The sequence below is a fragment of the Aminobacter sp. Piv2-1 genome (genome assembly GCF_037625995.1).
Taxonomy (GTDB): domain Bacteria; phylum Pseudomonadota; class Alphaproteobacteria; order Rhizobiales; family Rhizobiaceae; genus Aminobacter.
On record NZ_JARKMU010000008.1, the window covers coordinates 60,995 to 86,407 of the forward strand.

Annotated in this window: 28 protein-coding genes and 1 pseudogene; 18 read left to right on the forward strand and 11 right to left on the reverse strand. The window is 65.8% G+C overall.

What is annotated here, in order from left to right; all coding sequences use genetic code 11:
- Positions 1–91: 91 nt before the first annotated feature.
- Complete coding sequence (locus tag AmiPiv_RS15725; RefSeq protein ID WP_340038426.1) at positions 92–1,054, reverse strand: D-alanyl-D-alanine carboxypeptidase family protein; 963 nt, start codon at positions 1,052–1,054, stop codon at positions 92–94.
- Positions 1,055–1,361: 307 nt separating this feature from the next.
- Between AmiPiv_RS15725 and AmiPiv_RS15730 the strand changes: the two genes are divergently transcribed.
- Positions 1,362–2,459 (forward strand): hypothetical protein, encoded by a 1,098-nt coding sequence (locus AmiPiv_RS15730; RefSeq protein WP_340038427.1) that lies wholly within the window; start codon positions 1,362–1,364, stop codon positions 2,457–2,459.
- A gap of 64 nt (positions 2,460–2,523) precedes the next feature.
- Positions 2,524–3,132, forward strand: coding sequence for a nucleoside triphosphate hydrolase (locus AmiPiv_RS15735; protein ID WP_340038428.1), 609 nt, complete (start codon positions 2,524–2,526; stop codon positions 3,130–3,132).
- Positions 3,133–3,177: 45 nt separating this feature from the next.
- Here the strand turns inward: AmiPiv_RS15735 and AmiPiv_RS15740 are convergent, their stop codons facing one another.
- The 3 genes from AmiPiv_RS15740 to AmiPiv_RS15750 all read right to left on the reverse strand — a co-directional run bounded on the left by AmiPiv_RS15740 (position 3,178) and on the right by AmiPiv_RS15750 (position 5,490).
- Complete coding sequence (locus AmiPiv_RS15740) at positions 3,178–3,882, reverse strand: glutathione S-transferase N-terminal domain-containing protein (protein ID WP_340038429.1); 705 nt, start codon at positions 3,880–3,882, stop codon at positions 3,178–3,180.
- A 140-nt stretch (positions 3,883–4,022) separates the two neighbouring features.
- Entirely contained in the window at positions 4,023–5,234 is a 1,212-nt protein-coding gene (locus AmiPiv_RS15745) for a beta-ketoacyl-[acyl-carrier-protein] synthase family protein (protein ID WP_340038430.1), read from the reverse strand.
- A gap of 1 nt (position 5,235) precedes the next feature.
- Positions 5,236–5,490: an acyl carrier protein gene (locus AmiPiv_RS15750; protein WP_340038431.1), complete on the reverse strand. Its 255-nt coding sequence runs from the start codon at positions 5,488–5,490 to the stop codon at positions 5,236–5,238.
- Positions 5,491–5,680: 190 nt separating this feature from the next.
- Between AmiPiv_RS15750 and AmiPiv_RS15755 the strand changes: the two genes are divergently transcribed.
- The 12 genes and pseudogenes from AmiPiv_RS15755 (at position 5,681) to AmiPiv_RS15810 (ending at position 13,342) form a co-directional block, all read left to right on the forward strand.
- On the forward strand, positions 5,681–6,535 hold the full coding sequence (locus AmiPiv_RS15755) for an urease accessory protein UreD (protein ID WP_445206963.1): 855 nt from the start codon (positions 5,681–5,683) through the stop codon (positions 6,533–6,535).
- 16 nt (positions 6,536–6,551) lie between these two features.
- Positions 6,552–6,854 (forward strand): urease subunit gamma, encoded by a 303-nt coding sequence (locus tag AmiPiv_RS15760; RefSeq protein ID WP_340038433.1) that lies wholly within the window; start codon positions 6,552–6,554, stop codon positions 6,852–6,854.
- A gap of 7 nt (positions 6,855–6,861) precedes the next feature.
- Positions 6,862–7,116 carry a DUF1272 domain-containing protein gene (locus tag AmiPiv_RS15765; RefSeq protein WP_340038434.1) on the forward strand — a complete coding sequence of 85 codons (255 nt, stop codon included), beginning with the start codon at positions 6,862–6,864 and terminating at the stop codon, positions 7,114–7,116.
- Between the two features lie 25 nt (positions 7,117–7,141).
- Positions 7,142–7,267: pseudogene (locus AmiPiv_RS15770) on the forward strand (HupE/UreJ family protein); the annotation flags it as partial.
- Positions 7,268–7,280: 13 nt separating this feature from the next.
- Positions 7,281–7,586, forward strand: coding sequence for an urease subunit beta (locus tag AmiPiv_RS15775; RefSeq protein ID WP_340038436.1), 306 nt, complete (start codon positions 7,281–7,283; stop codon positions 7,584–7,586).
- Entirely contained in the window at positions 7,586–9,298 is a 1,713-nt protein-coding gene (ureC, locus tag AmiPiv_RS15780) for an urease subunit alpha (protein WP_340038437.1), read from the forward strand. The genes AmiPiv_RS15775 and ureC overlap by 1 nt, the downstream gene beginning before the upstream one ends.
- Before the next feature lie 185 nt (positions 9,299–9,483).
- Positions 9,484–10,029 carry a peroxiredoxin gene (locus AmiPiv_RS15785; RefSeq protein ID WP_340038438.1) on the forward strand — a complete coding sequence of 182 codons (546 nt, stop codon included), beginning with the start codon at positions 9,484–9,486 and terminating at the stop codon, positions 10,027–10,029.
- 238 nt (positions 10,030–10,267) lie between these two features.
- The gene (locus tag AmiPiv_RS15790) at positions 10,268–10,795 is read left to right on the forward strand and encodes an urease accessory protein UreE (RefSeq protein ID WP_340038439.1); all 528 of its coding nucleotides are present in this window, start codon (positions 10,268–10,270) and stop codon (positions 10,793–10,795) included.
- On the forward strand, positions 10,740–11,456 hold the full coding sequence (locus AmiPiv_RS15795) for an urease accessory protein UreF (RefSeq protein ID WP_445206969.1): 717 nt from the start codon (positions 10,740–10,742) through the stop codon (positions 11,454–11,456). Before AmiPiv_RS15790 ends, AmiPiv_RS15795 begins: the two co-directional genes overlap by 56 nt.
- Positions 11,453–11,893: a DUF3995 domain-containing protein gene (locus AmiPiv_RS15800; RefSeq protein ID WP_340038440.1), complete on the forward strand. Its 441-nt coding sequence runs from the start codon at positions 11,453–11,455 to the stop codon at positions 11,891–11,893. The genes AmiPiv_RS15795 and AmiPiv_RS15800 overlap by 4 nt, the downstream gene beginning before the upstream one ends.
- On the forward strand, positions 11,890–12,525 hold the full coding sequence (ureG, locus tag AmiPiv_RS15805; protein ID WP_340038441.1) for an urease accessory protein UreG: 636 nt from the start codon (positions 11,890–11,892) through the stop codon (positions 12,523–12,525). Before AmiPiv_RS15800 ends, ureG begins: the two co-directional genes overlap by 4 nt.
- Before the next feature lie 58 nt (positions 12,526–12,583).
- On the forward strand, positions 12,584–13,342 hold the full coding sequence (locus AmiPiv_RS15810; protein ID WP_340038442.1) for a class II aldolase and adducin N-terminal domain-containing protein: 759 nt from the start codon (positions 12,584–12,586) through the stop codon (positions 13,340–13,342).
- Positions 13,343–13,394: 52 nt separating this feature from the next.
- Here AmiPiv_RS15810 and AmiPiv_RS15815 read toward each other — a convergent pair whose 3' ends face one another.
- On the reverse strand, positions 13,395–13,976 hold the full coding sequence (locus AmiPiv_RS15815; protein WP_340038443.1) for an XRE family transcriptional regulator: 582 nt from the start codon (positions 13,974–13,976) through the stop codon (positions 13,395–13,397).
- A gap of 147 nt (positions 13,977–14,123) precedes the next feature.
- Here AmiPiv_RS15815 and AmiPiv_RS15820 point away from each other — a divergent pair, with 147 nt between their 5' ends.
- Together AmiPiv_RS15820 and tdh are read left to right on the forward strand one after the other, a co-directional pair.
- Entirely contained in the window at positions 14,124–15,326 is a 1,203-nt protein-coding gene (locus AmiPiv_RS15820) for a glycine C-acetyltransferase (protein ID WP_340038444.1), read from the forward strand.
- Between the two features lie 17 nt (positions 15,327–15,343).
- A complete protein-coding gene (gene tdh / locus AmiPiv_RS15825; RefSeq protein ID WP_340038445.1) occupies positions 15,344–16,366 on the forward strand; it encodes an L-threonine 3-dehydrogenase in 1,023 nt (340 codons plus the stop codon).
- Between the two features lie 332 nt (positions 16,367–16,698).
- Here tdh and AmiPiv_RS15830 read toward each other — a convergent pair whose 3' ends face one another.
- From AmiPiv_RS15830 to AmiPiv_RS15855, 6 genes are read right to left on the reverse strand one after another with little or no spacing between them, the layout of a single operon-like run.
- Positions 16,699–17,787 (reverse strand): sugar phosphate isomerase/epimerase family protein, encoded by a 1,089-nt coding sequence (locus tag AmiPiv_RS15830; protein ID WP_340038446.1) that lies wholly within the window; start codon positions 17,785–17,787, stop codon positions 16,699–16,701.
- 23 nt (positions 17,788–17,810) lie between these two features.
- Positions 17,811–18,629 (reverse strand): ATP-binding cassette domain-containing protein, encoded by an 819-nt coding sequence (locus AmiPiv_RS15835; protein ID WP_340038447.1) that lies wholly within the window; start codon positions 18,627–18,629, stop codon positions 17,811–17,813.
- Positions 18,630–18,631: 2 nt separating this feature from the next.
- Positions 18,632–19,630 (reverse strand): ABC transporter ATP-binding protein, encoded by a 999-nt coding sequence (locus tag AmiPiv_RS15840; protein ID WP_340038448.1) that lies wholly within the window; start codon positions 19,628–19,630, stop codon positions 18,632–18,634.
- A gap of 19 nt (positions 19,631–19,649) precedes the next feature.
- Positions 19,650–20,507 carry an ABC transporter permease gene (locus AmiPiv_RS15845; protein ID WP_340038449.1) on the reverse strand — a complete coding sequence of 286 codons (858 nt, stop codon included), beginning with the start codon at positions 20,505–20,507 and terminating at the stop codon, positions 19,650–19,652.
- On the reverse strand, positions 20,504–21,547 hold the full coding sequence (locus tag AmiPiv_RS15850) for an ABC transporter permease (RefSeq protein ID WP_340038450.1): 1,044 nt from the start codon (positions 21,545–21,547) through the stop codon (positions 20,504–20,506). Before AmiPiv_RS15850 ends, AmiPiv_RS15845 begins: the two co-directional genes overlap by 4 nt.
- Before the next feature lie 12 nt (positions 21,548–21,559).
- Positions 21,560–23,137 carry an ABC transporter substrate-binding protein gene (locus tag AmiPiv_RS15855; RefSeq protein ID WP_340038451.1) on the reverse strand — a complete coding sequence of 526 codons (1,578 nt, stop codon included), beginning with the start codon at positions 23,135–23,137 and terminating at the stop codon, positions 21,560–21,562.
- 413 nt (positions 23,138–23,550) lie between these two features.
- Between AmiPiv_RS15855 and AmiPiv_RS15860 the strand changes: the two genes are divergently transcribed.
- Both AmiPiv_RS15860 and AmiPiv_RS15865 read left to right on the forward strand, forming a co-directional pair.
- Positions 23,551–24,339 carry an aspartate/glutamate racemase family protein gene (locus AmiPiv_RS15860; RefSeq protein ID WP_340038640.1) on the forward strand — a complete coding sequence of 263 codons (789 nt, stop codon included), beginning with the start codon at positions 23,551–23,553 and terminating at the stop codon, positions 24,337–24,339.
- A 349-nt stretch (positions 24,340–24,688) separates the two neighbouring features.
- Positions 24,689–25,399: a GntR family transcriptional regulator gene (locus AmiPiv_RS15865; protein ID WP_340038452.1), complete on the forward strand. Its 711-nt coding sequence runs from the start codon at positions 24,689–24,691 to the stop codon at positions 25,397–25,399.
- Positions 25,400–25,413 lie beyond the last annotated feature (14 nt).

A 25,413-nucleotide genomic window follows, 5' to 3' on the forward strand; every position in this document is an offset into this window, starting at 1 on the left:
TGTGACATTCGAGTGAGAATTTTCGCGCCAGCGCCGAGGCTCATGGCCAAGGGCACACACCCGTCGGCCTGACGCTTGCCGCCCGGACTTTCTAACGGACCTCGGCTTCCGGCACGGGCGAACCGTCCGGCAGCGTCAACGCCGCGGGCACGGGCATGGGCATCCCCAGGCCCTGGGCAGGCACCTGCGCAACGGCAGGCGCGGCCGGCGGCGCCTGGTAAAGCGAAGTCGCAAGGCTGCCGCCGGAGGCCTGCGGCAGGTAGCGGGCGATGAGTTCCTCGACACGGGCGTTGCGCTTGCGCGCGGTTTCACCGCCCATAACTACGATGACCAGCTTGCGTCCGCCGGCATTCACCGAGGTGACGATGTTGAACCCGGACGCGCGAATGTAGCCGGTCTTGATGCCGTCGACGCCGTCGATCCTGCCAAGCGTGTCGTTATGGCCGCGGATGCGCTTGCCGCGGTAACTGAATTCGGTTGCCGAGAAATAGTGATAGTACTGCGGGAAGCGCTGGCGCAGCGCCATGCCGAGCACGGCCATGTCGCGCGCCGTCGTGCGCTGCTCGGGATCGGGAAGGCCCGAGGCGTTGCGAAACACCGTCCCGGTCATGCCGAGCTGCCGCGCCCGCGCGGTCATCTGCCTGGAAAAGCCCTCCTCCGAGCCGCCGAGATATTCGGCCACCGCAACGGCGACGTCGTTGGCCGACTTGGTGGCCAGCGCCTGAACAGCCGAGTCGACGTCGATCTGACCGCCGGGCTTGAGACCCAAACGCGACGGAGGCTGGGAAGCGGCGTTGTCGGAAACGGGAATCAGCGTCGTGCCCGACAGCCGCCCCTGCTGCATCGCCTCGAAGGCCAGATAGAGCGTCATCATCTTGGTCAGCGAGGCCGGGTAGCGCGGAGCGGTCGCATAGGCCTGGAACAAGGTCTTTCCAGTGCCGGCATCGACGACGATGGCCGCGTATTTCTCCGGCGCGGCTTGCGGCGGCGCGACGCCGAGCGTGTCCGTCGTGGCGCAGCCGGCTGTGAGCGCAGCCAGGGCGAACAGCGCCACCACCCGGCGCAACAGGCCGGACCATAGCGGCCGGGGACGGCCGATCAAGGGTGAAGGAGAAAGCGCCTGGGCTAACAAAGCAAACCCTGTCGTTGACGATCCCGACCGGCCGAAGCAGACGTCTTCGTGCGGCGGAAGCCGGGAAGCTACAGAACGCGCGATGCGCCGTCCATTTGGCTCACTCGGTTCCTCGCATGTTGGCGCCACAGTGTTGAACATTGGTTACACTCGGCCGCTTGCACGGGCCTTGCGCCACGGCCCCCAAATCGGCTTGTCTCCAAAACAGGCAGCGGCAGAAGGTCTTGCGATGAACGAATATGCTTTTCGGGCAGAGGGAATTGCGGTGAAGCTCGACCTTGCGGTCGGCCACATCGCCGACCTTGCGATCGAACGGGGCGGACGAGTGCTGCACCCGCTGCACCGGGCTTCATGGGCGGACGGCCCGCAAGACCAGGTGCCGCCGGACCTGTCGGCCGGCGTGGCGCGGCTGTCGGGCGATTTTCTCTGCGCTCCCTTCTCGCGCAGCGACATCGAAGAAGCGCCCTTGCACGGCTGGACGGCGAACAGCGCCTGGGAGGCGGTTTCCGAAGACGCCATCGAGGGCGGCAGGCAGGCCAGGTTCAGGCTGCTGCGCAAGGTGATGGGCGCGACAGTGGACAAGGTACTGACGCTGCGCGACCACCATCCCTTCCTCTACGAGGAACATGTCTTCACTGGCGGTTCGGGATCGATCCCAGTGGCGTGCCACCCGATGACGGAGATGCGCGAGGGCGGCAGGCTGGCATTCTCGCCGAAGCGGCTTGCCGCCACGCCGGAGAATGCGCCGGAGCCCGACCCCGCGCGCGGCAAGAGCATGCTGGCCTATCCCGCCCGCAGCGAGGACCTCGGCCGATTCCCGACGGCCGCGGGAGGCACGGTCGATCTCGCCGATTTCCGGGCCGACCTGCGCCACGAAGACTTCATCACGCTCGTCGAGGCGGCGCATGGCGGCATCGGCTGGACGGCGGCAGCCAGGCGTGCCGAAGCCGACATCGTGCTGGTGATGAAGAACCCGGAGGAGTTGCCGGTGACGATGCTGTGGATCAGCAACGGCGGACGCTACTACTCGCCGTGGAACGGCCGCCACGGCGTGATCGGCATGGAGGACGGGCGCACGGCTGTCGGGCACGCGGCTTCGCTCGGCGACAACTGGCTGCGGCGCGAGGGCGTGGCGACCGCCTTCGAGCTGGGTGGAAAAATCGCCTTCCGCCATGTCGTCGGCGCCATTCCCGCGCACGGCGGCGACGCGCCGGTTTCGGTGACCGCGGCAGACGGCACACTGAGGGTGGAATTCGCCGACGGCGCGCAAGAGCTTGTGGCTTTCGACGACAAGTTCCTCCGTATCGGACAATCGCCCTTGAATTGAGGGCACCGCGGCCTCAATTTTGACGTTAGCCGGGGCAGGATGCCAAACTTTCCTGAGGAGGCCCATGTCAGAGATCGCCCACATCGCCGCAACCCTGTTCAAGCGCGCCCACCATGCCGACCGGTTCGTCGTCGGCATCGCCGGACCGCCGGGCTCAGGCAAGTCGACGCTCGCGACGGCACTGCATGACGTGCTGCCGGAAGGCGCGGCTGCCGTGGTGCCGATGGACGGATTCCACTTTGACGACATCGTGCTCGAACAGCGCGGGCTCAGGGCGCGGAAGGGGGCACCGGAAACCTTCGACTTTGCCGGCTTCGAGGTGCTCCTCAAGCGCCTGCGCAGCGCCGAGCCCGACATCGCCATCCCGGTTTTCGACCGCAGCATCGAATTGTCACGCGCGGCCGCTGCCGTGGTCGGATCCGACATCAAGTTCATCCTCGTCGAGGGCAACTACCTTTTGCTCGACGAGGACCCATGGCGGCGGCTCGCACCGCTGTTCGACTTCACCATTTTCGTCGACGCGCCGCGCGAGGAGCTCGAGCGGCGGCTGGTGGAGCGCTGGCGCGAACACGGCCGATCGGACGCCGACGCGCGCCACTGGATCGACACCAACGACATGCCCAACATCGAGCGGGTGCTGCACGCACGCCGCGAAGCCGACCTGGTGATCTGACCTGCCATCGAGCCGGAGCCGCGGCGCGGCTCCGGCAGGCTCTCCTCAGGGTCGCGGTGGAATATTGAGACCCTGCTGAACGGCCGGCCGCGCCAGGCCGCGTTCGAGCCACGCCGCGACATGCTTGAAATCGTCGAAGCCGACGAGGTCGCGGGCCTCGTAGAAGCCGATCAGGTTGCGCACCCAGCCGAGCATGGAGATGTCGGCGATGGTGAAGTCGTCATCCATGATCCACTTGCGACCCTCGAGCCGCTTGTCGAGCACGCCGAGCAGGCGGCGCGACTCGTCGCGATAGCGATCCAGCGGACGCTTGTCGGCGATCTCGCGGCCGGCAAATTTGTGGAAGAAGCCGAGCTGGCCGAAAATCGGCCCGACCGACGCCATCTGGAAGAACACCCACTGGATGGTCTCGTAGTGGCGGGCGCGGTCGGCGGGGATCAGGCGGCCGGTCTTCTCGGCGAGATAGAGCAGGATCGCGCCCGATTCGAACAGGGCCAGCGGCTTGCCGCCCGGGCCGTTGGGATCGATGATCGCGGGGATCTTGCCGTTCGGGTTCAGCGACAGGAACTCGGGCGTCCAGCTCTCGTTCTTGCCGATGTTGATGGCGTGCGCCTCATAGGGGAGATCGAGTTCTTCCAGCGCAATCGACACCTTCACGCCATTCGGCGTCGGAAAGGAATAGAGCTGGATGCGGTCGGGATGCTTGGCCGGCCACCGCAGGGCAACAGGAAAGGGAGTAAGATCGCTCATGGACGGTTCCTTGGGGTGATGCCCGCGCGACGGCGCCGGCCAGGAAGGTGGGGGCACGCAAGAGTTAGGCATGCGCGCGCGCCGCATCAATATGCAAACGCGCAAACCCCGCTAGCCAACCGTAAGGAGTTGCAGCCCGTTCAGGCCGCCCTGACCGCCACGACGGCGTTGGTGCCGCCGAAGGCAAAACCGTTGCTCAGCGCCACGCGCACCTCGCGCCGCCTGGCGACATTCGGGGTGACGTCGAGGTCGCAATCGGCATCCGCCTCGCGATAATTGGCCGTCGGAGGAACCAGACCTTCGCGCACGGCCATCACACAGGCGATCATCTCCAGCGCACCCGACGCGCCGAGGCAGTGGGCATGCATCGACTTGGTCGAGGACACCGACAGTTTGCCGGCATGGGCGCCGAAGACGCGCTTGATGGCTGCAGTCTCGATCTGGTCGTTGGCCTTGGTGCCGGTACCGTGAGCGTTGATGTAATCGACCTCCTCGGGCGCCAGGCCGGCATCGAGCAGGCAGGCGCGCATGGCGGCGGCAGGTCCGTCGACGGTGGGGGCAACGATGTCGGAGGCATCGCCCGACATGCCGGCGCCCGCCAGCTCCGCCAGGATGGTCGCGCCACGGGCAACGGCATGTTCGTAGGTCTCGAGCACGGCCATGCCGGCGCCCTCGCCGAGCACCAGGCCCTGGCGATCGGCCGAGAACGGCCGGCAGGTGTCGGGCGAAAGCACGCGCAGCGCTTCCCAGGCCTTGACGATGCCCCAGACCAACGGCGCATCGGTGCCGCCGGCGACCATGACGTCGGCGCGGCCGGCACGCAGCTGGTCGACCGCCGAGGCAAAGGCGTGGTTTGACGAGGAGCAGGCCGAGGTGACGCCAAATACCGGACCACGCAGGCCCAGGCTCATGCTGACCTGGCCGGCGGCCGCCCCCGGCATGACCTTGGGCACCGTGAAGATGCCGGCGCGGTTCCTTCCGTCGAGCAGGATGGCGCGGTAGTTCTCCTCGATCGCCTCCCAGCCGCAGACGCCGACGCCGACGATGGTTCCCATGCGGTAGGTATTGGTCTCGTCGGAAACGAGCCCGGCATGCGCCATCGCTTCGCGGGCCGCAATCACCGCCAGAAGGCTGAAGCGGTCCATCGATACCAGCTGCTTGCGGTCGATGCCGTGATCGGGCAGCTCGGTGATCTCGGCGCCGCTGCGGGTCTTCAGGTCATGGAGCGGCGAATGGACCAACTGGCCGATGGCCGAGCGGCCGTTGCGCATGGCGTCCCAGATGGCGGGCGCGCCATTGCCGAGCGCGCACAGCCCGCCGATGCCGGTGATGACGATACGCTGGCGGTTCATGTCAGGCTTTTTGGGCAATCAGGCCGCGAACGGCTTCGACCATGTCGCCGACGTTCTTGAGGCTGCTCCAGGCCTCGACCGTGTTCATCTCGATCTCGATGCCGTATTCCTCTTCCAGGTCGAAGATGATCTCGGTCAGTTCGAGGGAATGGATGCCGAGCGACGTCAGTTCGGTGTCCAGGGTGATCTCTTCGCCGCTGGGTTCGGCGTGAGCCTTGATCTTGTCGATGATGTCCGTTGCCAGTTGATCGGCCATAAGCGCCCTTCCCCAGAACTTTTCATTGTCAGGCAATCGCCCATTCCCGCGGCGGGCCTGAATGAGACCCCTCGGGCAATCCAGCCCCCGATATGAGCCAAAGATGTCGTTTCTCTATAGAAACCGAAACGCAGGGAGGCAACAAGCTATATATCGACAAAACCGCCGTCTCGGCTAACCTCAGGGCATCATGACCATCGGCATTTCCCCATCCGTAGCGACCGACGCTGCGGCCATGTCCTCGCAACGCGTCGCCGCGACCGGCAGGCTCGAGGTTCAGTGGCGCGACGGCCGCAGCCGTCTCTCCCGGCTCTTCCAGGAGGGTGCGGCCAAGATCCGGCTTCCCGACACCGGCGCGGGCCCGCTCGAGGCGGTGCTGATCAACATGGCCGGCGGATTGACCGGCGACGACAGGATCGCGTGGGAGGCGGCGATCGGCGCAAAGGCCAGGGCTTCGCTGACCACCCAGGCCTGCGAAAAGGTCTATCGCGCGCTGGCCGGCCGTGCCGAGGTCGACGTGCGCCTGAGCGTCGGCGAAGGCGGCTTCCTTGGCTGGCTGCCGCAGGAAACCATCGTCTTCGACCGTGCCGCCTTTTCGCGCCGGCTCGACGTCGACCTTGCGCCGGGAGCCGAGGCGCTGATCGTGGAGGCCACGATCTTCGGCCGCAGCGCCATGGGCGAGCGCGCCCGATACGGTACGTTCCGCGACCGCTGGCGGATCCGGCAGGGCGGCAGGCCGGTCCACGCCGAGGATCTTGCCGTCGGTCCCGACATCGAGGCGACGCTGTCGCGGCCGGCCTCGGCCGGCGGACGCATCGCCTTCGCCACGCTGCTGCTCGTCTCCGAGCGCGGCGAGCAGATGCTGGAAGCCGCGCGGAAAATCATCGGCGACGACGGCGGCGCGAGTTTCTGGACTGTGGGCGAAACTGGCAAGCTTCTTGCGAGGCTTTGCGCCGAAGACGGCTACGAGCTACGTAAGCGACTCATGCCACTGGTGGCCCTGCTCAACGGACAGGCAGGCTTGCCCAGACTGTGGTCACTCTAGGACTTTTGGTGCGCGAATGAACCTGACGCCGAGGGAAAAGGACAAGCTGTTGATCGCCATGGCCGCGATGGTAGCGCGCCGCAGGCTCGAACGCGGCGTCAAGCTCAACCATCCTGAAACGGTCGCCCTGATCTCCGACTTCATCGTCGAAGGCGCCCGCGACGGTCGCTCCGTCGCCGAGTTGATGGAGGCAGGCGCGCATGTGGTCTCCCGCGCCCAGGTGATGGAAGGCGTGGCCGAGATGATCCACGACGTGCAGGTCGAAGCCACCTTTCCCGACGGCACCAAGCTGGTGACGGTGCACGAACCCGTCCGCTGAGGCTTCCATGCTCGAGCTGCGTCCCAATTGCGAATGCTGCGGCCGCGACCTGCCGCCCGCGGCGACTGACGCCATGATCTGCACCTTCGAATGCACCTTCTGCGCCGATTGCGCAGAAGGCGTTCTCGGCGGCACCTGCCCCAATTGCGGCGGCAATTTTTCCGCGCGGCCGATCCGGCCGGCGGCAATGCTTCTGAAATACCCGGCATCGACCAAACGCGTGCTGAAAGCCGAAGGTTGCGCGCCGAGGTCGGTCGCCTGATTGTTTGATTTGAAAGGTACTCACGATGTTTACGCGCCTCGCGCTCGCCCTCTCGGCACCTTCGCTCTCGGTCGCGCCTGCCTTTGCACACCTCGATCCGGCCGCGCACGGCTCGCTGCTCGCCGGCGACTTTCATCCGCTGCTCGGCGCCTGAGGACAGAGCCATGATCCCCGGAGAGATCATTCCCGCCGAGGGCTCGATCGAGCTCAACAAGGGCCGGCCGACGATCACGCTCAAGGTCGCCAATACCGGCGACCGGCCGATACAGGTCGGCAGCCACTATCATTTCTACGAGACCAACAACGGCCTGAAGTTCGACCGCGAGCAGGCGCGCGGCATGCGGCTCGACATCGCCGCCGGCACCGCGATGCGCTTCGAGCCCGGCCAGGAGCGCGACGTGACGCTGGTGCCGCTCGGCGGCAAGCGCGAGGTCTACGGCTTCCAGAAGAAGGTGATGGGAAAACTCTGATGCCCACTCAAATCTCCCGCGCCTCCTATGCGAAGATGTTCGGCCCGACGGTGGGCGACAAGGTGCGGCTCGCCGATACCGAGCTGTTCATCGAGGTCGAAAACGACTTCACCGTCTATGGCGAGGAAGTGAAGTTCGGCGGTGGCAAGGTCATCCGCGACGGCATGGGCCAAAGCCAGCTGAGCCGCGCCCAGGGTGCGATGGACTGCGTCATCACCAATGCGCTGATTCTCGACCACACCGGCGTCTACAAGGCCGATGTCGGCCTCAGGGACGGCCGCATCGCCGCCATCGGCAAGGCCGGCAACCCCGATACGCAACCGGGCGTCACCATCATCATCGGCCCGGGCACCGAGATCATCGCCGGCGAAGGCAAGATCCTGACTGCCGGCGGCATCGACACGCATATCCACTTCATCTCGCCGCAGCAGGTCGACGAAGCGCTGAACTCGGGTGTCACCTGCATGGTCGGCGGTGGCACCGGCCCGGCCCACGGCACGCTCGCCACCACGTGCACCCCCGGCCCCTGGAACATCGCCCGCATCATCCAGGCCTTCGACGGCCTGCCAATGAACATCGGCGTTTTCGGCAAGGGCAACGCCTCGCTGCCCGGTGCGCTGGAGGAGATGGTGCTTGCCGGTGCCTGCGGGCTCAAGCTGCACGAGGACTGGGGCTCGACGCCAGCTGCAATCGACACCTGCCTGTCGGTCGCCGACGCCTATGACATCCAGGTGGCGATCCACACCGACACGCTGAACGAGGGCGGCTTCGTCGAGGACACGGTGGCGGCCTTCAAGGGGCGTACCATCCACTCCTTCCACACCGAGGGCGCGGGTGGCGGCCATGCCCCCGACATCATCAAGGTCTGCCAGTATCCCAACGTGATCCCGGCCTCGACCAACCCGACCCGGCCCTACACGGTCAACACCATCGCCGAGCATCTCGACATGCTGATGGTCTGCCACCACCTGTCGCCGTCGATCCCCGAGGACATCGCCTTCGCCGAAAGCCGTATCCGCAAGGAGACCATCGCGGCCGAGGACATCCTGCACGACCTCGGCGCCTTTTCGGTGATCTCGTCGGACAGCCAAGCCATGGGCCGCGTCGGCGAGATGATCATCCGGACGTGGCAGACGGCCGACAAGATGAAGCGACAGCGCGGCCCGCTGCCTCAGGAGAAAGGCAACAACGACAACTTCCGCGCCCGCCGCTACATCGCCAAATACACCATCAACCCGGCCATCGCGCACGGTATGTCGAGGGAGATCGGCTCGATCGAGGTCGGCAAGCGCGCCGACCTGGTGCTGTGGAACCCGGCCTTCTTCGGCGTGAAGCCCGACATGGTTCTGCTCGGCGGCTGGATCGCCACCGCTCCGATGGGCGACCCCAACGGCTCGATCCCGACGCCGCAGCCGAGCCATTTCCGCCCGATGTTCGGCGCCTATGGCAAGGCGCTGACCAACAGCTCGATCACCTTCGTGTCGAAGGCCGGGCTGGAAGGCGGCCTGCGCGAACGCATCGGCGTCGAAAAGCAGATGGTGGCAGTGGAGAACACGCGTGGCGGCATCGGCAAGCGCTCGATGATACTCAACGACGCGACGCCGCGGATGGAGGTCGATCCCGAGACCTACGAGGTGCGCGCCGACGGCGAGCTGCTCACCTGCGAACCGGCGACGGTGCTGCCGATGGCGCAGCGCTATTTCCTGTTCTGAGGCTTCGCGAACCCGCGCACTGCCCTTTCGGGCCGTTGCGCGGGCTGCCCGCGACTGGATGCCACGGCAGCAAGGCTGGACAGGTCCCGGCCAGCCACTATGGTGCCGGCGCTAGCTGAAAATTCGGCAGGATTCCCCTGGACCCAAGACCAGGGCGTCCCGCTTTCTTGGAAATGGAGTTTCACATGATCGGGAAGAACGTTCCTTCCGTCACCTTCCGCACGCGCGTGCGCGACGAGGCCGTCGGCGGCCCGAACCCCTTCCGCTGGGAAGACAAGACCTCGGCCGACTTCTTCGACGGCAAGCGCGTCGTCCTGTTCTCGCTGCCGGGCGCCTTCACCCCGACCTGCTCGACCTACCAGCTGCCCGACTTCGAGAAGCTGTTCCGCGAATTCCAGGCCGAGGGCATCGACGAGATCTACTGCATCTCGGTCAACGACGCCTTCGTCATGAACGCCTGGGGCAAGTCGCAGAACCTCGCCAACGTCAAGCTGATCCCCGATGGCTCGGGCGAGTTCACCCGCAAGATGGGCATGCTCGTCGCCAAGGACAATCTCGGCTTCGGCATGCGCTCGTGGCGCTACGCCGCCGTCATCAACGACGGCCAGGTCGAGAAGTGGTTCGAGGAAGAAGGCTTCTCCGACAACTGCGACAGCGATCCCTACGGCGTGTCGTCGCCGCAGAACATCCTCGCAGCGCTCAAGAACGACGGCGTCGCCGAAGCCGCCTGAGCACCGGCGTCGTCGCTGAACACGAAACCCCGGCCGCGACAGCGCGCCGGGGTTTTTTGTGGGAGCGCCGCTGGTGCCACTTTGCCTCATCGTCACAGCGACCGACGAAAGGCGATATCTTCTGGCTTTCGTGGTGACGACTCTGGTTTATCAGCTATCGTAGGCTTGGCGGCCGTTCGGCACCATCGCGTGAGCCGCAATGTCCGCAACATCACGCCGAGAGGAACGAGGAATACCTATGCTGCGCGCAGCCAAGATCATCCGTGCCGACGCTGCCAAGGGCCAGGCGCCAGCCTTCGACGTCGCCGTGCTCGTCCATGACGAGCGCCACATCCGCCGCCGCGCCATCGAGTTGTCGAAGGGCGAACGGGTGCTGGTCGACCTGCCCGAGCCGGTGGTGCTCGAAACCGGCGACCTGCTCGTGCTCGAAGATGGTCGCACCGCCGGCATCGTCGCGGCCGAAGAAGAGCTCTATGACATCCGCGCCCGCGATGCCGTCCACCTGACGCAACTCGCCTGGCACATCGGCAACCGCCACCTCGCGGCCGCCATCTCGGCCGACCGCATCCTCATCCTGCGCGACCATGTCATCAAGGCGATGCTGGAGGGTCTGGGCGCCACCGTCACCGATATCGCAGCCCCGTTCGAACCGGTGCGCGGCGCCTATTCCGGCCATGATCACGATCACGGCCATCATCATGGCCACGACCATGGAAACGGCCACCATCATCACGATCATGGCGACCACCATCGCCACCATGACTGAGCGCGGCAACACCGCACTGCTGCGCCTGATGGCCTGGCTGTCGCCCGCCTTTCCGGTCGGCGGCTTCTCTTACAGCCACGGGCTCGAACGCGCCGTGCATGACAACCTAATCGCCAGCCGCGACGACCTCGCCACATGGCTAACCGCACTCGCCGAGATCGGTTCGGGCTGGAACGATGCCGTGCTGTTCGCCGAGAGCTGGCGCCGTGCCCGCGCCGACGGCGACCTGAACGGAGTGGCGGAACTCGCCGAAGCGCTGGCCGGCTCGCGCGAACGCCACATGGAATCGATGCTGCAGGGACAGGCTTTCCTGACCGCAGCAGCCGCCTGGCCGCATCCTGTCATCGAACGCTTGCCGGCGGAGTGCCCTTACTGCGTCGCCGTCGGCGCGGTTGCCGGCGCCCACGGCATCGCGCTCGAAGATGCGCTGGCGGCCTGGCTGCAGGCCTTCTCCACCAATCTCGTGCAGGCGGCGATCCGCCTCGGCGTCGTCGGCCAGACCGCCGCCACCGGCATCGTCGCCGGCTTCGAGCCGGTGGCGCTTGTGGTCGCTGCGCGTGCGGCAGTATCGACGCTCGACGATCTGGGTTCCGCCGCCATAACTTCCGACATCATGGCGATGCGCCACGAGACCCAACATTCGAGACTGTTCCGCTCATGACCGCGCTCGCCTTCGCCCTCGCATTCATGCTGTATCTTTTGGCCTCGATGCACGCCTATTGGGGCCTCGGCGGCGTCTGGCCCGGCACCGACCAGGCCTCCTGCGCCCGCGCCGTCGTCGGCGCTCGCGGCATCAAGACAATGCCCACACCCTTTGCCTGCTTCGCCGTCACCGCCTGCCTCATCCTGGCGACGCTGTGGCCGCTGGCGCTCGTCGGCATCTTCGCCACGCCCTTTCCACGGGCGGGGCTGGCGGCCTCGGCCCTTATGGTCGCGCTGGTGTTTGTCGGCCGCGGCATCGCCGGCTTTACGCCCGCATGGCGCAGGCTCTCGCCCGAGATGCCGTTCGCCCGGCTCGACCGTCAGTATTATTCGCCGCTGTGCCTGATCATCGGCACGGGCTTCGTCATCCTCGCCATCAACGGATTCCAATCATGACCTCGAAAAACGGCCCGCTTCGCATCGGCATCGGCGGCCCCGTCGGCTCGGGCAAGACGACGCTGACCGAGAAGCTGTGCAAGGCGCTGCGCGACGAGTTCTCCATCGCCGTCGTCACCAACGACATCTATACGAAGGAGGATGCGCTGATACTGGCGCGTCTGCAGGCGCTGCCGGAAGAGCGCATCATGGGCGTGGAGACAGGCGGCTGCCCGCACACGGCCATCCGCGAGGACGCCTCGATCAATCTCCAGGCCATCGCCGAGATGAACCGGAAATTCCCCGACCTCGACATCGTCTTCATCGAGTCCGGCGGCGACAACCTGGCGGCCACCTTCTCGCCCGATCTCGCCGACATCACGCTCTACGTCATCTCGGTCTGCCAGGGCGAGGAAATCCCGCGCAAGGGCGGCCCTGGCATCACCCGCTCCGACTTCCTGGTCATCAACAAGAGCGACCTCGCGCCCTATGTGAACGTCAATCTCGAGGTCATGGAGGGCGATGCAGCCCGCCAGCGCGGCAAGCGCCCGTTCGGCTTCACCGATCTCGCGCGCGGCAAGGGGCTGGAAGCGGTCATCGACTTCATCGTCGAGACCGGCGGGCTGAAGCTGGACCAGCGGAAATCCGCCTGAGCGGTTGCCGCGTCGCTGGAGGCGCGGCATTCTTCCTTCGACCATTCGGGAGGAAGACATGGCCGTCACCCAGCTCAAGCAGACCAACCTGCCATTCTACGAGGAGCGCGTCGAACTCGCCTGCGCCTTCCGCTGGACGGCGCGGCTCAACATGCATGAGGCGGTGGCCAACCACTTCTCGCTCGCCGTCAACGACGACGGCAGCCGCTTCCTGATGAACCCCAACCAGGTGCATTTCTCGCGCATCAAGGCGAGCGACCTGCTTTTGATCGACGCCAACGACCCCGAGACGATGAGCGGGCCGAACGCGCCCGACCCAACCGCCTGGGGCCTGCATGGTGCGGTCCACCGCAACCGCGCCCATGCGCGCTGCGTCATGCATGTGCACTCGATCCACGCCACGGTGCTCGCCTCGCTCGCCGACTCCACCTTGCCGCCGATCGACCAGAACACCGCGATCTTCTACCGCCGCCACGTCGTCGACGGCCACTATGGCGGGCTCGCCTTCGAGGAAGAGGGCGAACGCTGCTCGCAACTGCTCGCCGACCCCAAGGTCAAGGTGATGGTGATGGGCAACCACGGCGTGCTGGTCATCGGCGACAGCGTCGCCGACACCTTCAACCGGCTCTATTATTTCGAGCGCGCCTGCGAGACCTACATCAAGGCGCTGTGGACCGGCCGGCCACTGCGGGTGCTGTCCGACGAGATCGCCGAGAAGGCAGCACAGGAGCAGGAAGACTATCCCGGCCAGGCCGAGCGCCACCTCGCCGAACTCAAGGCCATCCTCGACGAGCAGGAACCGGCCTACAGGAACTGATTCTTCCCCCGGATTTCGGCGCGCGTCGTTGACGCGGGAACTTCGGCGGCCGTCAGCCGCCCTGGTCGTAGAGCACCACCATCAATGCCCGCGCGGTATGGTCGGCCCCATTGACGATCTCGTGGGCTATGTCAGCGCGGTAACGGGCGGTCTCTCCCGAGGAGAGGCCTTGGCGGCCAAGTTCGGTCTCGACCAGCAGGCCGTCCGTATAAGCCGTGAGGTGCTCGAAGGTGCCGGGCGCATGCGGGGCGCTCTGCAGCTTGCTGCCGGGCGCGATCTCGACCTCGTACCATTCGACGCGGCCGGCCAGCGCCGGCGAACTCAGGATGCGCAGCCGCCAGGCGCCGTCGGGGCTCTTGATCTCGGGCGTCAGCGCCACCGTCACCAGTTCGATCGCATCCGCCTTCCTCTGCTGGGCGATGCCGCCGGCGATCAGCTGGGAAAAGTCGATGCCGAGCGCCTGGGTCAGCGCCCAGAGCACGGCGAAGGTCGGGTTGGCCTCGCCGCGCTCGATCTGCGACAGCATCGAGCGCGACACGCCCGAGATCGCCGCCAGCCGGTCGAGCGTCAGATGGCGCTCCTTGCGTTCCTTCTGGATCACCGGGCCGATCTTCGGCGCGTCGTTCAGTTCCATCTCGATCCCCTCATGCGGGCCGACTGATAGCACTGCGGCAGGCGCGTCGCGAGCCATTTGCCGCCTCGGCTGTATCGCAGCGATTCCACTGGACTTTCCAAATCATCCAATATATCGGAATTTCCATCTTAATGGATTTTGATGCCGATGAGCCAGGATTTCCTTTCCCACATCTCGAACCTTCTCCGGGGCATCGAGGCCGACGGCCTCTACAAGCGCGAGCGCCAGATCTCCGGCATGCAGGCCGGCCGCATTAAGGTGAAGGGTGCGACGGGCGAACGCCAGATGGTCAACCTCTGCGCCAACAACTATCTCGGCCTCGCCGACAATGCCGACATCCGCAAGGCGGCGGCGACCGCTCTCGACGAGTTCGGCTTCGGCATGGCCTCGGTTCGCTTCATCTGCGGCACCCAGACTCTGCATCGCGAGCTCGAGCACGCCATCGCCGACTATCTCGGCAAGGACGACGCGATCCTGTTCGCCGCCTGCTTCGACGCCAATGGCGCGCTGTTCGAGCCGCTGCTCGGCGCCGAGGACGCGATCATTTCCGACAGCCTGAACCACGCCTCGATCATCGACGGCGTGCGCCTCTCCAAGGCCAAGCGCTTCCGCTACGCCCAGGGCGACATGAACGACCTGGAGGCCCAGCTCAAGCAGGCCGACGCCGACGGCGCCCGCTTCAAGATGGTGGTCACCGACGGCGTGTTCTCGATGGACGGCCACATCGCCAAGCTCAAGGAGATCTGCGATCTCGCCGAGCGTCATGGCGCGATCGTCGCCGTCGACGACTGTCACGCCACCGGCCATATCGGCGACGGGGGCCGCGGCACGCCGGCACTGACCGGCGTCGGCAACCGCGTCGACATCGTCACCGGCACGCTGGGCAAGACGCTTGGCGGCTCCATGGGCGGCTTCATCGCCGCGTCGCAGCCGATCATCGACCTCTTGCGCCAGCGCGCCCGTCCCTATTTGTTCTCCAACTCGCTTGCGCCGGCCGTTGCCGCCGGGTCGCTGAAGGCGATCGAGATCGCGCGGGCCGCCGACGACCTGCGCGCCAGGCTCGGCCGCCACACCACACGCTTCCGCGAAGGCCTCGCCCAAGCCGGCTTCACGCTGCTCCCGGGCGAGACGCCGATCATCCCGGTCATGCTGGGCGACGCGGTGCTGGCGCAGCGAATGGCCAAGGCGCTCGACGAGCGCGGCGTCTATGTCGCCGGCTTCTTCTATCCCGTCGTGCCGCAGGGCAAGGCGCGCATCCGCACCCAGATGTCGGCCGCCCTCGACGACCAGGACATCGCCTTCGCCATCGACGCCTTTGCCGACGCCGGCAAGTCGCTCGGCATCATCTGAGTTTCAGGAGTTTCCTTATGCGCGCACTGGTCAAGGCCAAGGCTGAACCCGGCATCTGGATGGAAGACCGGCCCGTGCCGGAGGTCGGCCCCGACGACGTGCTGATCAAGGTCAACAAGACAGGTATCTGCGGCACCGACATCCACATCTACAAGTGGGACGAATGGGCGGCCAGGACCGTGCCGGTGTCGATGATCACGGGCCACGAATATGCCGGCGAGATCGTCGAGCTCGGCGCTCATGTGCGCGGCTTCAAGGTCGGCCAGCGCGTCTCGGGCGAGGGCCATGTCATCGGCATGCGCAGCCGCGCCAGCCGCGCCGGCCGCTTCCACCTCGATCCGGAAACGCAGGGCATCGGCGTCAACCTGCCGGGCGCCTTCGCCGAATATGTACGCATTCCTGCCTTCAACGTGGTGCCGCTGCCCGATTCGATCGACGACGAGCTCGGCGCCATCCTCGACCCGCTGGGCAATGCCGTGCACACGGCGCTCTCGTTCGACGTCGCCGGCGAGGACGTGCTGATCACCGGTGCCGGGCCCATCGGCATCATGGGTGCGGCGGTCGCCCGCCATTGCGGCGCACGCCATGTCGTCATCACCGACATCAACCCCAAGCGCCTCGAACTCGCGACCCAGGTCGCCGACGTCACCCCCGTCAACGTCGCCGAGGAAGACTTGCGCGACGCCATGGCACGCCTGCGTATGCGCGAAGGCTTCGACGTCGGCTTCGAGATGAGCGGCTCGCCGGCCGCCTTCGACCAGTTGGTCGAGCACACGCTGATGGGCGGCCGCATCGCCCTGCTCGGCGTTCCGGCCAAGCCCTTCCCCATCGACCTTGCCAAGATCGTGTTCAAGATGATCACGCTCAAGGGCATCTACGGCCGCGAGATGTTCGAGACCTGGCACAAGATGCTGGCGATGCTGGAAAGCGGCCTCGACATCCGCAAGGTCATCACCAGCCGCATGAAGGCCGACGACTACCAGGCTGCCTTCCACAACGCCGCCAACGGCGAAGCCGGCAAGATCGTGCTGGAGTGGTAAGCCGCCATACCTGTTGAACGCAAAGGCCGCGCTCGCAGCGCGGCTTTTTTTCTTGGTGCGGGTCATGATGTAGTTGGCGAAAGCCCCCTCACCGTCTCGGGCTTCGCCCGAGCCACCTCTCCCCCACTTCGTGGGAGCGAGGAACCCAAGCCTTGCGAGGTCGTGCCTCTATGTCACCGCTTCGGCGGTTGGCGATTCCTCTCCCTCACGAAGTGGGGGAGAGGTGGCACGGCGAAGCCGTGACGGTGAGGGGGATCTGATCGCGTGCCGGAAACAGAAAAACCCGCGGAAGGCAGCTTCCGCGGGTTTTTATCGATCGTCGATAAAACGGCTTACGCCGCCTTCTGCAGCGGCAGCCCGAGCTCTTCGCAGATGCCCCTGACGTGGGCGGCGCTGTCCTTGATGTAGGCGACCGTCTCGTCATAGTGGTAGTTCTTCACCGCCCAGGCGGCGAAGCTCTCGCGGTCCATGACCTCGCCGCTGGCGATGCGGGCGGCGTAATCCTGCACCATCTTCATGTAGTCGGCGTATTCCTCGACGCCGAGGTCGGGATGGCCTTCGAGCCATTTCGGATCGGCGATCTCGATGATCATCTTCGGCGGGTTGCGGGGACGGTCGGAGAATGATTCGTAGTTCTCGATCGACAGGTTGAGGTCGGGGTTGGCCGCGGCCAGGATCGGCATGATGGCGCGGAAGTCGACCACACCGCCGCCGCAGGGGCGCATCTGGAAATCGAGCACCTCGCCATCATAGGCGATCAGCGCGTCCTTGATGTGAGTCTGGCGGACATAGGGCGCGACGCGTTTCGCCGCCCACACAGGGTGCTCGGCGCGCTGCAGCACGTTTGCCGTATCGAAGACGATGCCGGTCGTATCGGGCCCGACCTGCTCGACCAGCCGCACCAGCTCGAACGAGGTGATCTCCTCGTGGGTCTCGAGGTTCATGTGGATGCCGAGATCGCGGGCGATCGGCGCGAGCTTCTTGAGGAAGCGCGCGGTGGCCTCCAGTTGCTCGGGCCAGGTCACGTCGGTGCGGAAGCGGTCATAGGCGAAGCGGCCGGTATAGGCCGGCTTGTAGTTGGCGGTCGCCACCCACAGCTCGCAGCAGTCGATGGCCGCGCACGCCTCCATCATGCGGCGGAAGCCGAGCACGATGTCGCCGTCGCCGATCAGCCGCAGTTCCGGTCCTTCAGGCGTCGCGTAGGGGTTGACCTTGCCGAGGCCGGTTTCGAGATACATGCCGAGCTCGTCGGCGCGCTGCTTGATCTCGCTGAGATAGCCGGCGTCGAGCGTCGGGCTCATGTCGAGCACGGTGCGGAAGAACAGGCCCTCCATGCCCAGTTCCTTGCCGTGATCGAAGCTGGCCACCGGACCGCGCTTGGCGGCTTCGGGAATCTTGCGGCCATCGACACCGATACGCATCGGCAGTCTCCTTATTCTTTATGTCAGTTGGCAGGTTCGAGGTGGCGCGCCGCGCGGCGGGCGCGGCCGACGACGGGATCGGGAACCGGCACCGCGGCCAGCAGCGACTGGGTGTATTCCTGCTGCGGGTTGCCGAAGATCTCCTCGCGCGTGCCCTGCTCGACCACCCTGCCCTTGTGCAGCACGACGATCCGCTCGCAGAGATGGCGGACGACGGCGAGGTCGTGCGCCACAAAGACGATGGCGAGGTTGAGCTTCTTCTGCATGTCCTGCAGCAGGTTGATGACCTGCGCCTGCACCGACACGTCGAGGGCCGCCACCGGCTCGTCGCAGACGAGGATGCGCGGGCGGATGACGAGCGCGCGGGCAATGGCGATGCGCTGGCGCTGGCCGCCTGAGAAGGAGCGCGTGTAGCGGTCCATGTCGTTGGGGTTGAGGCCGACCATCTCCATCATCTCGGCGACGCGGGCTCGCCGTGCCGCCGCCGTGGCCTCGAGTTTATGGATCAGCAGCCCCTCGCCGATCAGCTCCTCCACCGTCATGCGCGGGTTGAGGCTGCCGTAGGGATCCTGGAACACCATCTGCACCTCGCGGCGGAAACGGCGCAAATCCTCGCCCCTGGCGTGGATAACGTCGATGCCGTCGTAGCTGATCGCGCCCACTTCCGGCTTGATCAGCGCCAGCATGCATTTGGCAATGGTCGACTTGCCCGACCCGGATTCGCCGACAAGGCCGATGGCCTCGCCTGCGGCGATGTCGATCGAGACGTCGTGCAGCACCTTGGCCGGCGGGTTGGGGAAGGCGTGATAGGACTTGCTGATGTTGTCGACGGACATGAGCATGGTCAGGCACCCTTCCCGTCATGCAGGTGGCAGGCGACGCGCGTCCGGCCGATCGGCAGCAGCGCCGGCAGTTCCCTGTCGCAGCGGTCGAAACGCTGGTCGCAGCGCGGGTGGAACGGGCAGCCGCTCGGCCGCGCCAAAGGCGGCGGCGGCGCGCCGGGGATGGCATAGAGCGTCGCCAGATCCTGGTCGATGCGCGGTACCGCCTTGATCAGGCCTTGCGTGTAGGGGTGGCTTGGATTGGCGAAGACGCTTGCGACCTCGCCGCCCTCGACGATCCGGCCCGAATACATGACCATGACGCGCTCTGCGAAACCGGCAACCACGCCGAGGTCGTGAGTGATGAACAGCACCGCCAGCCCGCGGCGCGCCGAGACGTCGTCGAGCAGGTCGAGCACCTGGTCCTGGACGCGCACGTCGAGCGCGGTCGTCGGCTCGTCGGCGATCAAAAGGCGCGGCTCGCCCACCAGCGCCATGGCCAGCACGACGCGCTGGCGCATGCCGCCCGAGAATTCGTGCGGATAGGAATCGAGCCGTTCGGCGGCGCGGTCGACGCCGAGCTCGTCGAGCACCGCCAGCGCCCGCTTGCGCGCCTCGACCTTGCCGACGCCACGGATGCGCAGCGTCTCGGCCACCTGGTCGCCGATGGTCATCAGCGGGTCGAGGAAGCTCATCGGGTCCTGGAAGACCATGGCAATGGAGCTGCCGCGCAGCTTGCCCATGTCGCGGTCGGAGAGCTTGAGCAGGTCGGTGCCGTCGAAGTCGACCCGGCCGGACAGTTTGGCCAGGCGGTCGAGCCGCATCAGGGCGCGTGCCGTCAGCGACTTGCCCGAGCCGGACTCGCCGACCAGCGCCACGCGCTCGCCGACGCCGATGGTGAAGTCGACGCCGTCGACGATGCGGACGCTGGCGCCGCTGCGGCCCAGCGGCATGTCGACGGTGAGCTTGTCGACGGTGACGAGAGGGGGACGAACGGGGGTGAGGGTGGACTGGTCGGGCATGGGGTGCACGGTCCTCATCTCAGTTGCCCCTGAGCGACGGGTCGCGGCGGACCTGGATGATGTCGCCGAGCAGGCCGAAGGCGATCGAGGTGATGGCGACGGCGGCACCGGGGGCGACGACGGTCCACCAGGCAGTCGAGACGTAGCCGCGGGCAGCAGCAATAGTGGCGCCCCACTCGGCGCTCGGCGGCTGGGCACCGACGCCGATGAAGGAGAGACTTGCCAGAACCAGAACGGTGGTGCCGATGTCGCCGGCCCATTTGACGATCAGCACGTCGAGCGAGTTGGGCAGCACGTGCTTGGTCATCAGCCGCCATTTCGATACGCCGAGCACCTGGGCACCGGCGACGAAGGGCTGTTCCATGGTCTGGCGCATGATGCCGCGCAGCATGCGGGCGGTGATCGGCCAGCCGGTGATCGCCATGGCGATGACGGCCGAGCGCAGGCTGGCACCCATGGCGGCGGCAAAGCCGAGCGCCACGATCATGCCCGGCAGCGCCAGGCCGATGTCGGTGAGGCGCATCAGTCCCTCGTCGAGCCAGCGTGGGCCGGCTGCGGCAACGGTGGCGATGGTGACGCCGATCAGCGAATAGAGCGTCACGACGAGGAAGGCCGACAGCAGCGTCGTCTGGGCGCCGACGATGAGACGCCAGAACACGTCGCGGCCCTGGTCGTCGGTGCCGAACCAATTGGCGGCACTCGGCGGCATCAGCGAGTTGGCGATGTCGGAGTTGTAGACGCTGCCGGGCGCAAAGAGCGGGCCGACGATGGCGATGGCCAGCAACGCGACGACCAGCGTGAACACGAAGGTTTCGAACGGCGTGAAGCCTTCCTTGCGACGGGCGGTTGCCGGCTGGGCGATGGCGGGGGCGGTCATTGGCTTTGGCTCCCCAGTTGAGCGGCGCGGATGCGCGGGTCGACCAGAAGCTGGAGGATGTCGACGATCAGGTTGACGAGGCAGACGACGGTGCCGATGAACATCACCGAGCCCAGCACCGCAAACGCGTCCTTCTGCGCCACCGCATTGAACATGTAGGCGCCGATGCCCTGGCGGGCGAAGACGGTTTCGACCAGCACGGCCGAACCGATCATGGCACCGGCCTGGGTGCCCGAAAGCGTCAGCACCGGGTTCAGGCTGTTGGGCAGCGCATGGCGCACCAGCATGTGACGGGCCGTCGCCCCCTTGGCGCGGACCGCCATGATAAAGTCGGAGCGCAACACACCGAGCAACGCCGCCCGCAGGGTGCGGAAGATCTGCGTGGCGAACAGCGCCGCCAGCACCGCCGCCGGCAGGACGATGTGGTGAAGCGCGTCGAAGAAGCCGGCGAAATTGCCAGCCATCAGCGCGTCGAGCGTCGGCGCGCCCGAAACCACCGGCGAGTTCATGCCGTAGCCCTGCTGGCCCGAGATCGGTACCACGCGCCAGACGCTGCCCAGCACATATTGCAGCACCAGCGCCAGCCAGAAGGCGGGCATGCCACCGAGCATGACGGCCGTGATGCGGCTTGTCGTGTCGAAGATGCCGCCCTGGCGATAGGCCGCGACGATGCCGGCCGGGATCGCAACCGCAAGGTTGAGCAGCATGGCGATGAAGACGAGTTCCAGCGTGCTCGGCAGGACCTTTTCGAGGTCGGCCAGCACCGGCTGCAGCGTGACGATGGAGGTGCCCAGGTCGCCGCGCAGGAGGCGACCCAGGAAGCTGAGATATTGCATGATGACCGGGGCATCGAGCCCCAGCCGTTCACGCACCGCCTCGATCTGGGCGGCGGAGGCGTCCGCGCCGGCAGCCATCTGGGCTTCGTCGCCGGGCATGAGCTTGATCATCAGGAAGACCAGCGAGGCCAGTCCCCAAAGGGTCAGCAGGGTCAGGCCCAGGCGTCGGCCCAGGAACCAGGAGTAGGCGCGGAACGCGAGCATTGTCGGCCTCGCTTACGGCTTGGCGAGACGGAAGTCTGCCGGCTCGGCGGGCGTGGCGAGCATGCTGGCCTTGAGGTCGGCGAGCGTGCCGACACGATAGGCCGCCGGCTTGTAGACACCATACATGTCGACCATCACGGAGTCATTGTCGAGAATGGTCTGGACCTGCTTGTAGAGATCGCAGCGCTTGGCGTCGTCGGCGGTGGCGAGTGCCTCGTCCAGTAGCTTGTCGACTTCCGGATTGGCGTAGCCGGTGCGGTTGGTGCCGACGGCATCCGACTTGTAGCCCTTGACCAGCATGATGCCGGCGTCAGGGAACTGGGCGAAGTCCTCGAGCAGCATCATCTGCGGGATCGAGTTCGGATCCTTCAGGCTGGCGAGGTAGTTCGGGAAGGCGATGGGCTCGAGCTCGAGCTCGACGCCGATCTCGCGCAGGTTGGACTGGAACAGCGTCGCTTCCTGCTTCTGCAGCTCGAACACCGGCTGGAAGTTCATCTTGAGCTTCAGGTTCGCCGCACCTGCCTCGGCGAGCAGCGCCTTGGCAGCGTCAAGATCGCGCTTCACCTCTGGCAGTTCAGGGCGGCAGTCGAGGCGGGCCGGCAGCGGGCCATTGGCGATCTTGCCGTTGCCGCCGCGGATGCCGCGCAGGCCGCCGGCATAGTCATAGACCATGCGCAGCGCCTTGCGCACCTTCGGATCGGCGGTCGGGCCGACCTTGGTGTTGAACAGCACTTCGGTCTGGTAGCTGGTGTTGATCGGCACGACCTTCAACGCCGGGTCGGTGGCCATGGCGGCGGCATCGCGGTCGGCGAAGCCGAAGGCGACGTCGATGTTGCCGGCGCGGAGCTCATCGCGGCGCGTCGCGCTTTCGTCGATGCGGCGGAAGACGATGGATTCGGGACGGCCTGCCTCGGCTGCCCAGTAACCCGGGTACAGGTCGATCACCACAGCCTGCGACTGGTCGCCCATCACATAGGGACCCGAGCCCGCGTCATGCGCCTGCAGCCAGCCCTGGCCGTCGTCAGCGCCCTTGTTGGCTTCGACCAGCGCCGAATTGAGGATGTAGATCTTGCTCAGCGACGGCAGGAACAGGGTGTTGGGCTTGGAGAGATTGATCGTCAGGTGCGTGTCGTCGGTGACGGTGGTCGATTCGTAGCCGCCGATCAGCGAAGCGACGCCCGTGCCGAGGCGCTTCAGACGGTCGAGCGTGTAGGCGACATCCTTGGCGGTCAGCGCCGAGCCGTCATGGAACTTCACGTCGGGGCGCAGGGTGAAGGTGATCGACTTGGCATCGGCGCCATAGGCGTATTCGGTGGCCAGGGATCCGACGAGCTTGGTCTCGTCATACGTCACCAGCGTATCGTAGACGGCGCTGATGATGGTGTTGGTCTGGTTGTAGTCGGCGCGCAGCGGGTCGAGCGTGTTGATCTGGCCGCCGAGGCCCACGATGATCGTATGCTCGCGATCTGCCGCCATGACGGCCGAACCGCCGAGACCGATCGTCACGGTGATCGCCGCGCTTCCAACAGTCGCGAGGAATTGCCGCCGCCCATGCGACAGAGTGGACAAGGCGGACAGGAACGAATGCATGATTGTCTCTCCCGTTGGCTGAACTGACACTGCCTTTTTGCAAAGGCTCTCCCTGTCACTTTTGTATCCGATTTCTCACTCAGTGGATACATAAATATTATCCTGCTGATGCAAAATGATTCCCATGCCGGGTATTTTCCAAATTTCTTTTCAAACTCAATGCGTTAATATGACTATACTTATTGCAGAGCTAAATGAACCGGCTGCTCTGGCCCTCATTCCGGCCACCGGCCTACGCTCAAATCATACGCTTCAGGATACCCAAATCCGGAAATCATACATCTGCCTACCGTCGCATACATGAAACGAATGACCGGCAAATTTGGATACAAACTTTACAGGTGATATGATACAATGATAAAGACCAATCAACATTGGGGGTTAGCCCGGGAGGCCAGCCCCAAGCCGCATTGGTGCAGCTGCCGTTTCATTGCTCTTCGAGGGAATCGATGCGTCGCCTACTCGTCATCAATCCGAATACGTCGATCGGCGTCGGCAACACGATCGACGCGCTCGTGCGCGCCGAGACAGCAGGCGTGGCCGACGTCCGGACCGTGACAGCCGACTTCGGCTTCAGCTACATTTCCACGCGCGTGGCGGTGTCGATTGCCGCGCATGCGGTTCTGGACGCCGCCGCGAGGGCGATCGCCGAGGGGGCCGCGCCCGACGCGATCCTGCTCGCCTGCTTCGGCGATCCGGGCCGGGAAGCGCTGGCCGAGATGACGAGGCTTCCAGTCGTCGGGTTCGCCGAAGCGGGACTGCTGGCGGCAGTCGATCTGCCGGGAACATCCCTCGTCGCCACCAACGGCACCGTCTGGTGCGAGATGCTTTCCGAACTGGTGCTGAAGCTCGGCATCGGCGACAGAATCGCCGGCATCCGTTCAATCGAGGACGTGGCGGACGAGCCAACGGCCGTTGCCGCATTTCTGGCGGGCGAAGCAGAGGCTCTTGGCGCCGAACGCATCGTGCTGGGCGGCGCAGGCCTGATTCCTTCGCTGCCGGAGGTGGCCGAGCTGTCGCCGGTGCCGATTCTTGACCCGCATCGCGTCGCCATCGGCAAGGCGCTGCGACTGGCCAGCCTGCCGCGCCCGACAACTGTCGGGGCCCCGGCCGCCGGCGAGACCTCCGGCCTGTCGCCGCACCTCGCAGGGCTGCTGGGCGGTTCGCCCGCCCCGATTCGACGCCTGGCCGGCGGCCGCTAAGCGGCAGCAATGGGAACCCATATGGCGCCGGACCGCGTCATTTTCGAATCGTATTCAAAACACCTATAGATTGAGCGCGATAGTTTTCTCTATTGTATCCGTCAACTTATGCTAAAGTGCCGCCGGCGCAGCTTGGTGGCCGCACACCGCAACCGTCCTGGCGGATTGCAGGTTCTGACGGCCGGCGAACCGGGCTGCAGGGAGAGCAGCAGACGGCGTTTTCAGTCCGGCTAGAACATTACCGGGATTATGGCAAGAGCCAGCATTCTTCTTGTCTTCAGCCCCCGGCCGATGCATCTGAGACGTGGCATTCTTGCGTGCTGCCCGTGTAACATTGTCTGGTGTTGGAATGGCAAAAGCTGCGAATACTGATTTCGACGATAAAGCCGGCTCAAAGATCGACTCGATCTACCAGGCGCTGTTCAGGGCAATCTTGGCGCGCGAGTTGATGCCGGGGACGAAGCTCAGCGAAGAATCGATCGGGTCGCTGTTTTCCGTGAGCCGCACCATCGTGCGTGCCGCCCTCAACCGGCTGCACTCCGAGTCGCTTGTCGAGTTCCGGCAGAACCGCGGCGCGTTCGTCGCCAGCACGACGCCGGACGAGGCACGGCAGGTCTTCGAGGCGCGCAACGCCATCGAACGCGAAATCTTCTCCAAGCTCGCCGCCATCATCACCGACAAACAGATCGCCATGCTGGAAGAGCACCTCGAAAGGGAGCACAGCATAAGCCATTCCGGCGACCACACCGCCGCCATCGTAGCGTCGGGCGAGTTCCACCTGCTCGCCGCGCATATGGCCGGCAACGAGGTGCTCGCCGGCTTCCTCAAGTCGTTGATCTCACGCACGTCGCTCATCCTCGCGCAGCACAGCACGCACCAGGAGACCGACTGCAGCGTCGACGAGCATGTCGCCATCCTGCAGGCGTTGCGCGCCCGCGACCCGCAGGCGAGTGCCGCTGCGATCATCGATCACCTGCGGCAGGTATTCGAACAGGCCAATATCGGCCAGACCAAGCGCACCAAGCGCAATCTCAGCGAAATCCTGGCACGCTACGCCTGAGCCGAGGTGCCCGC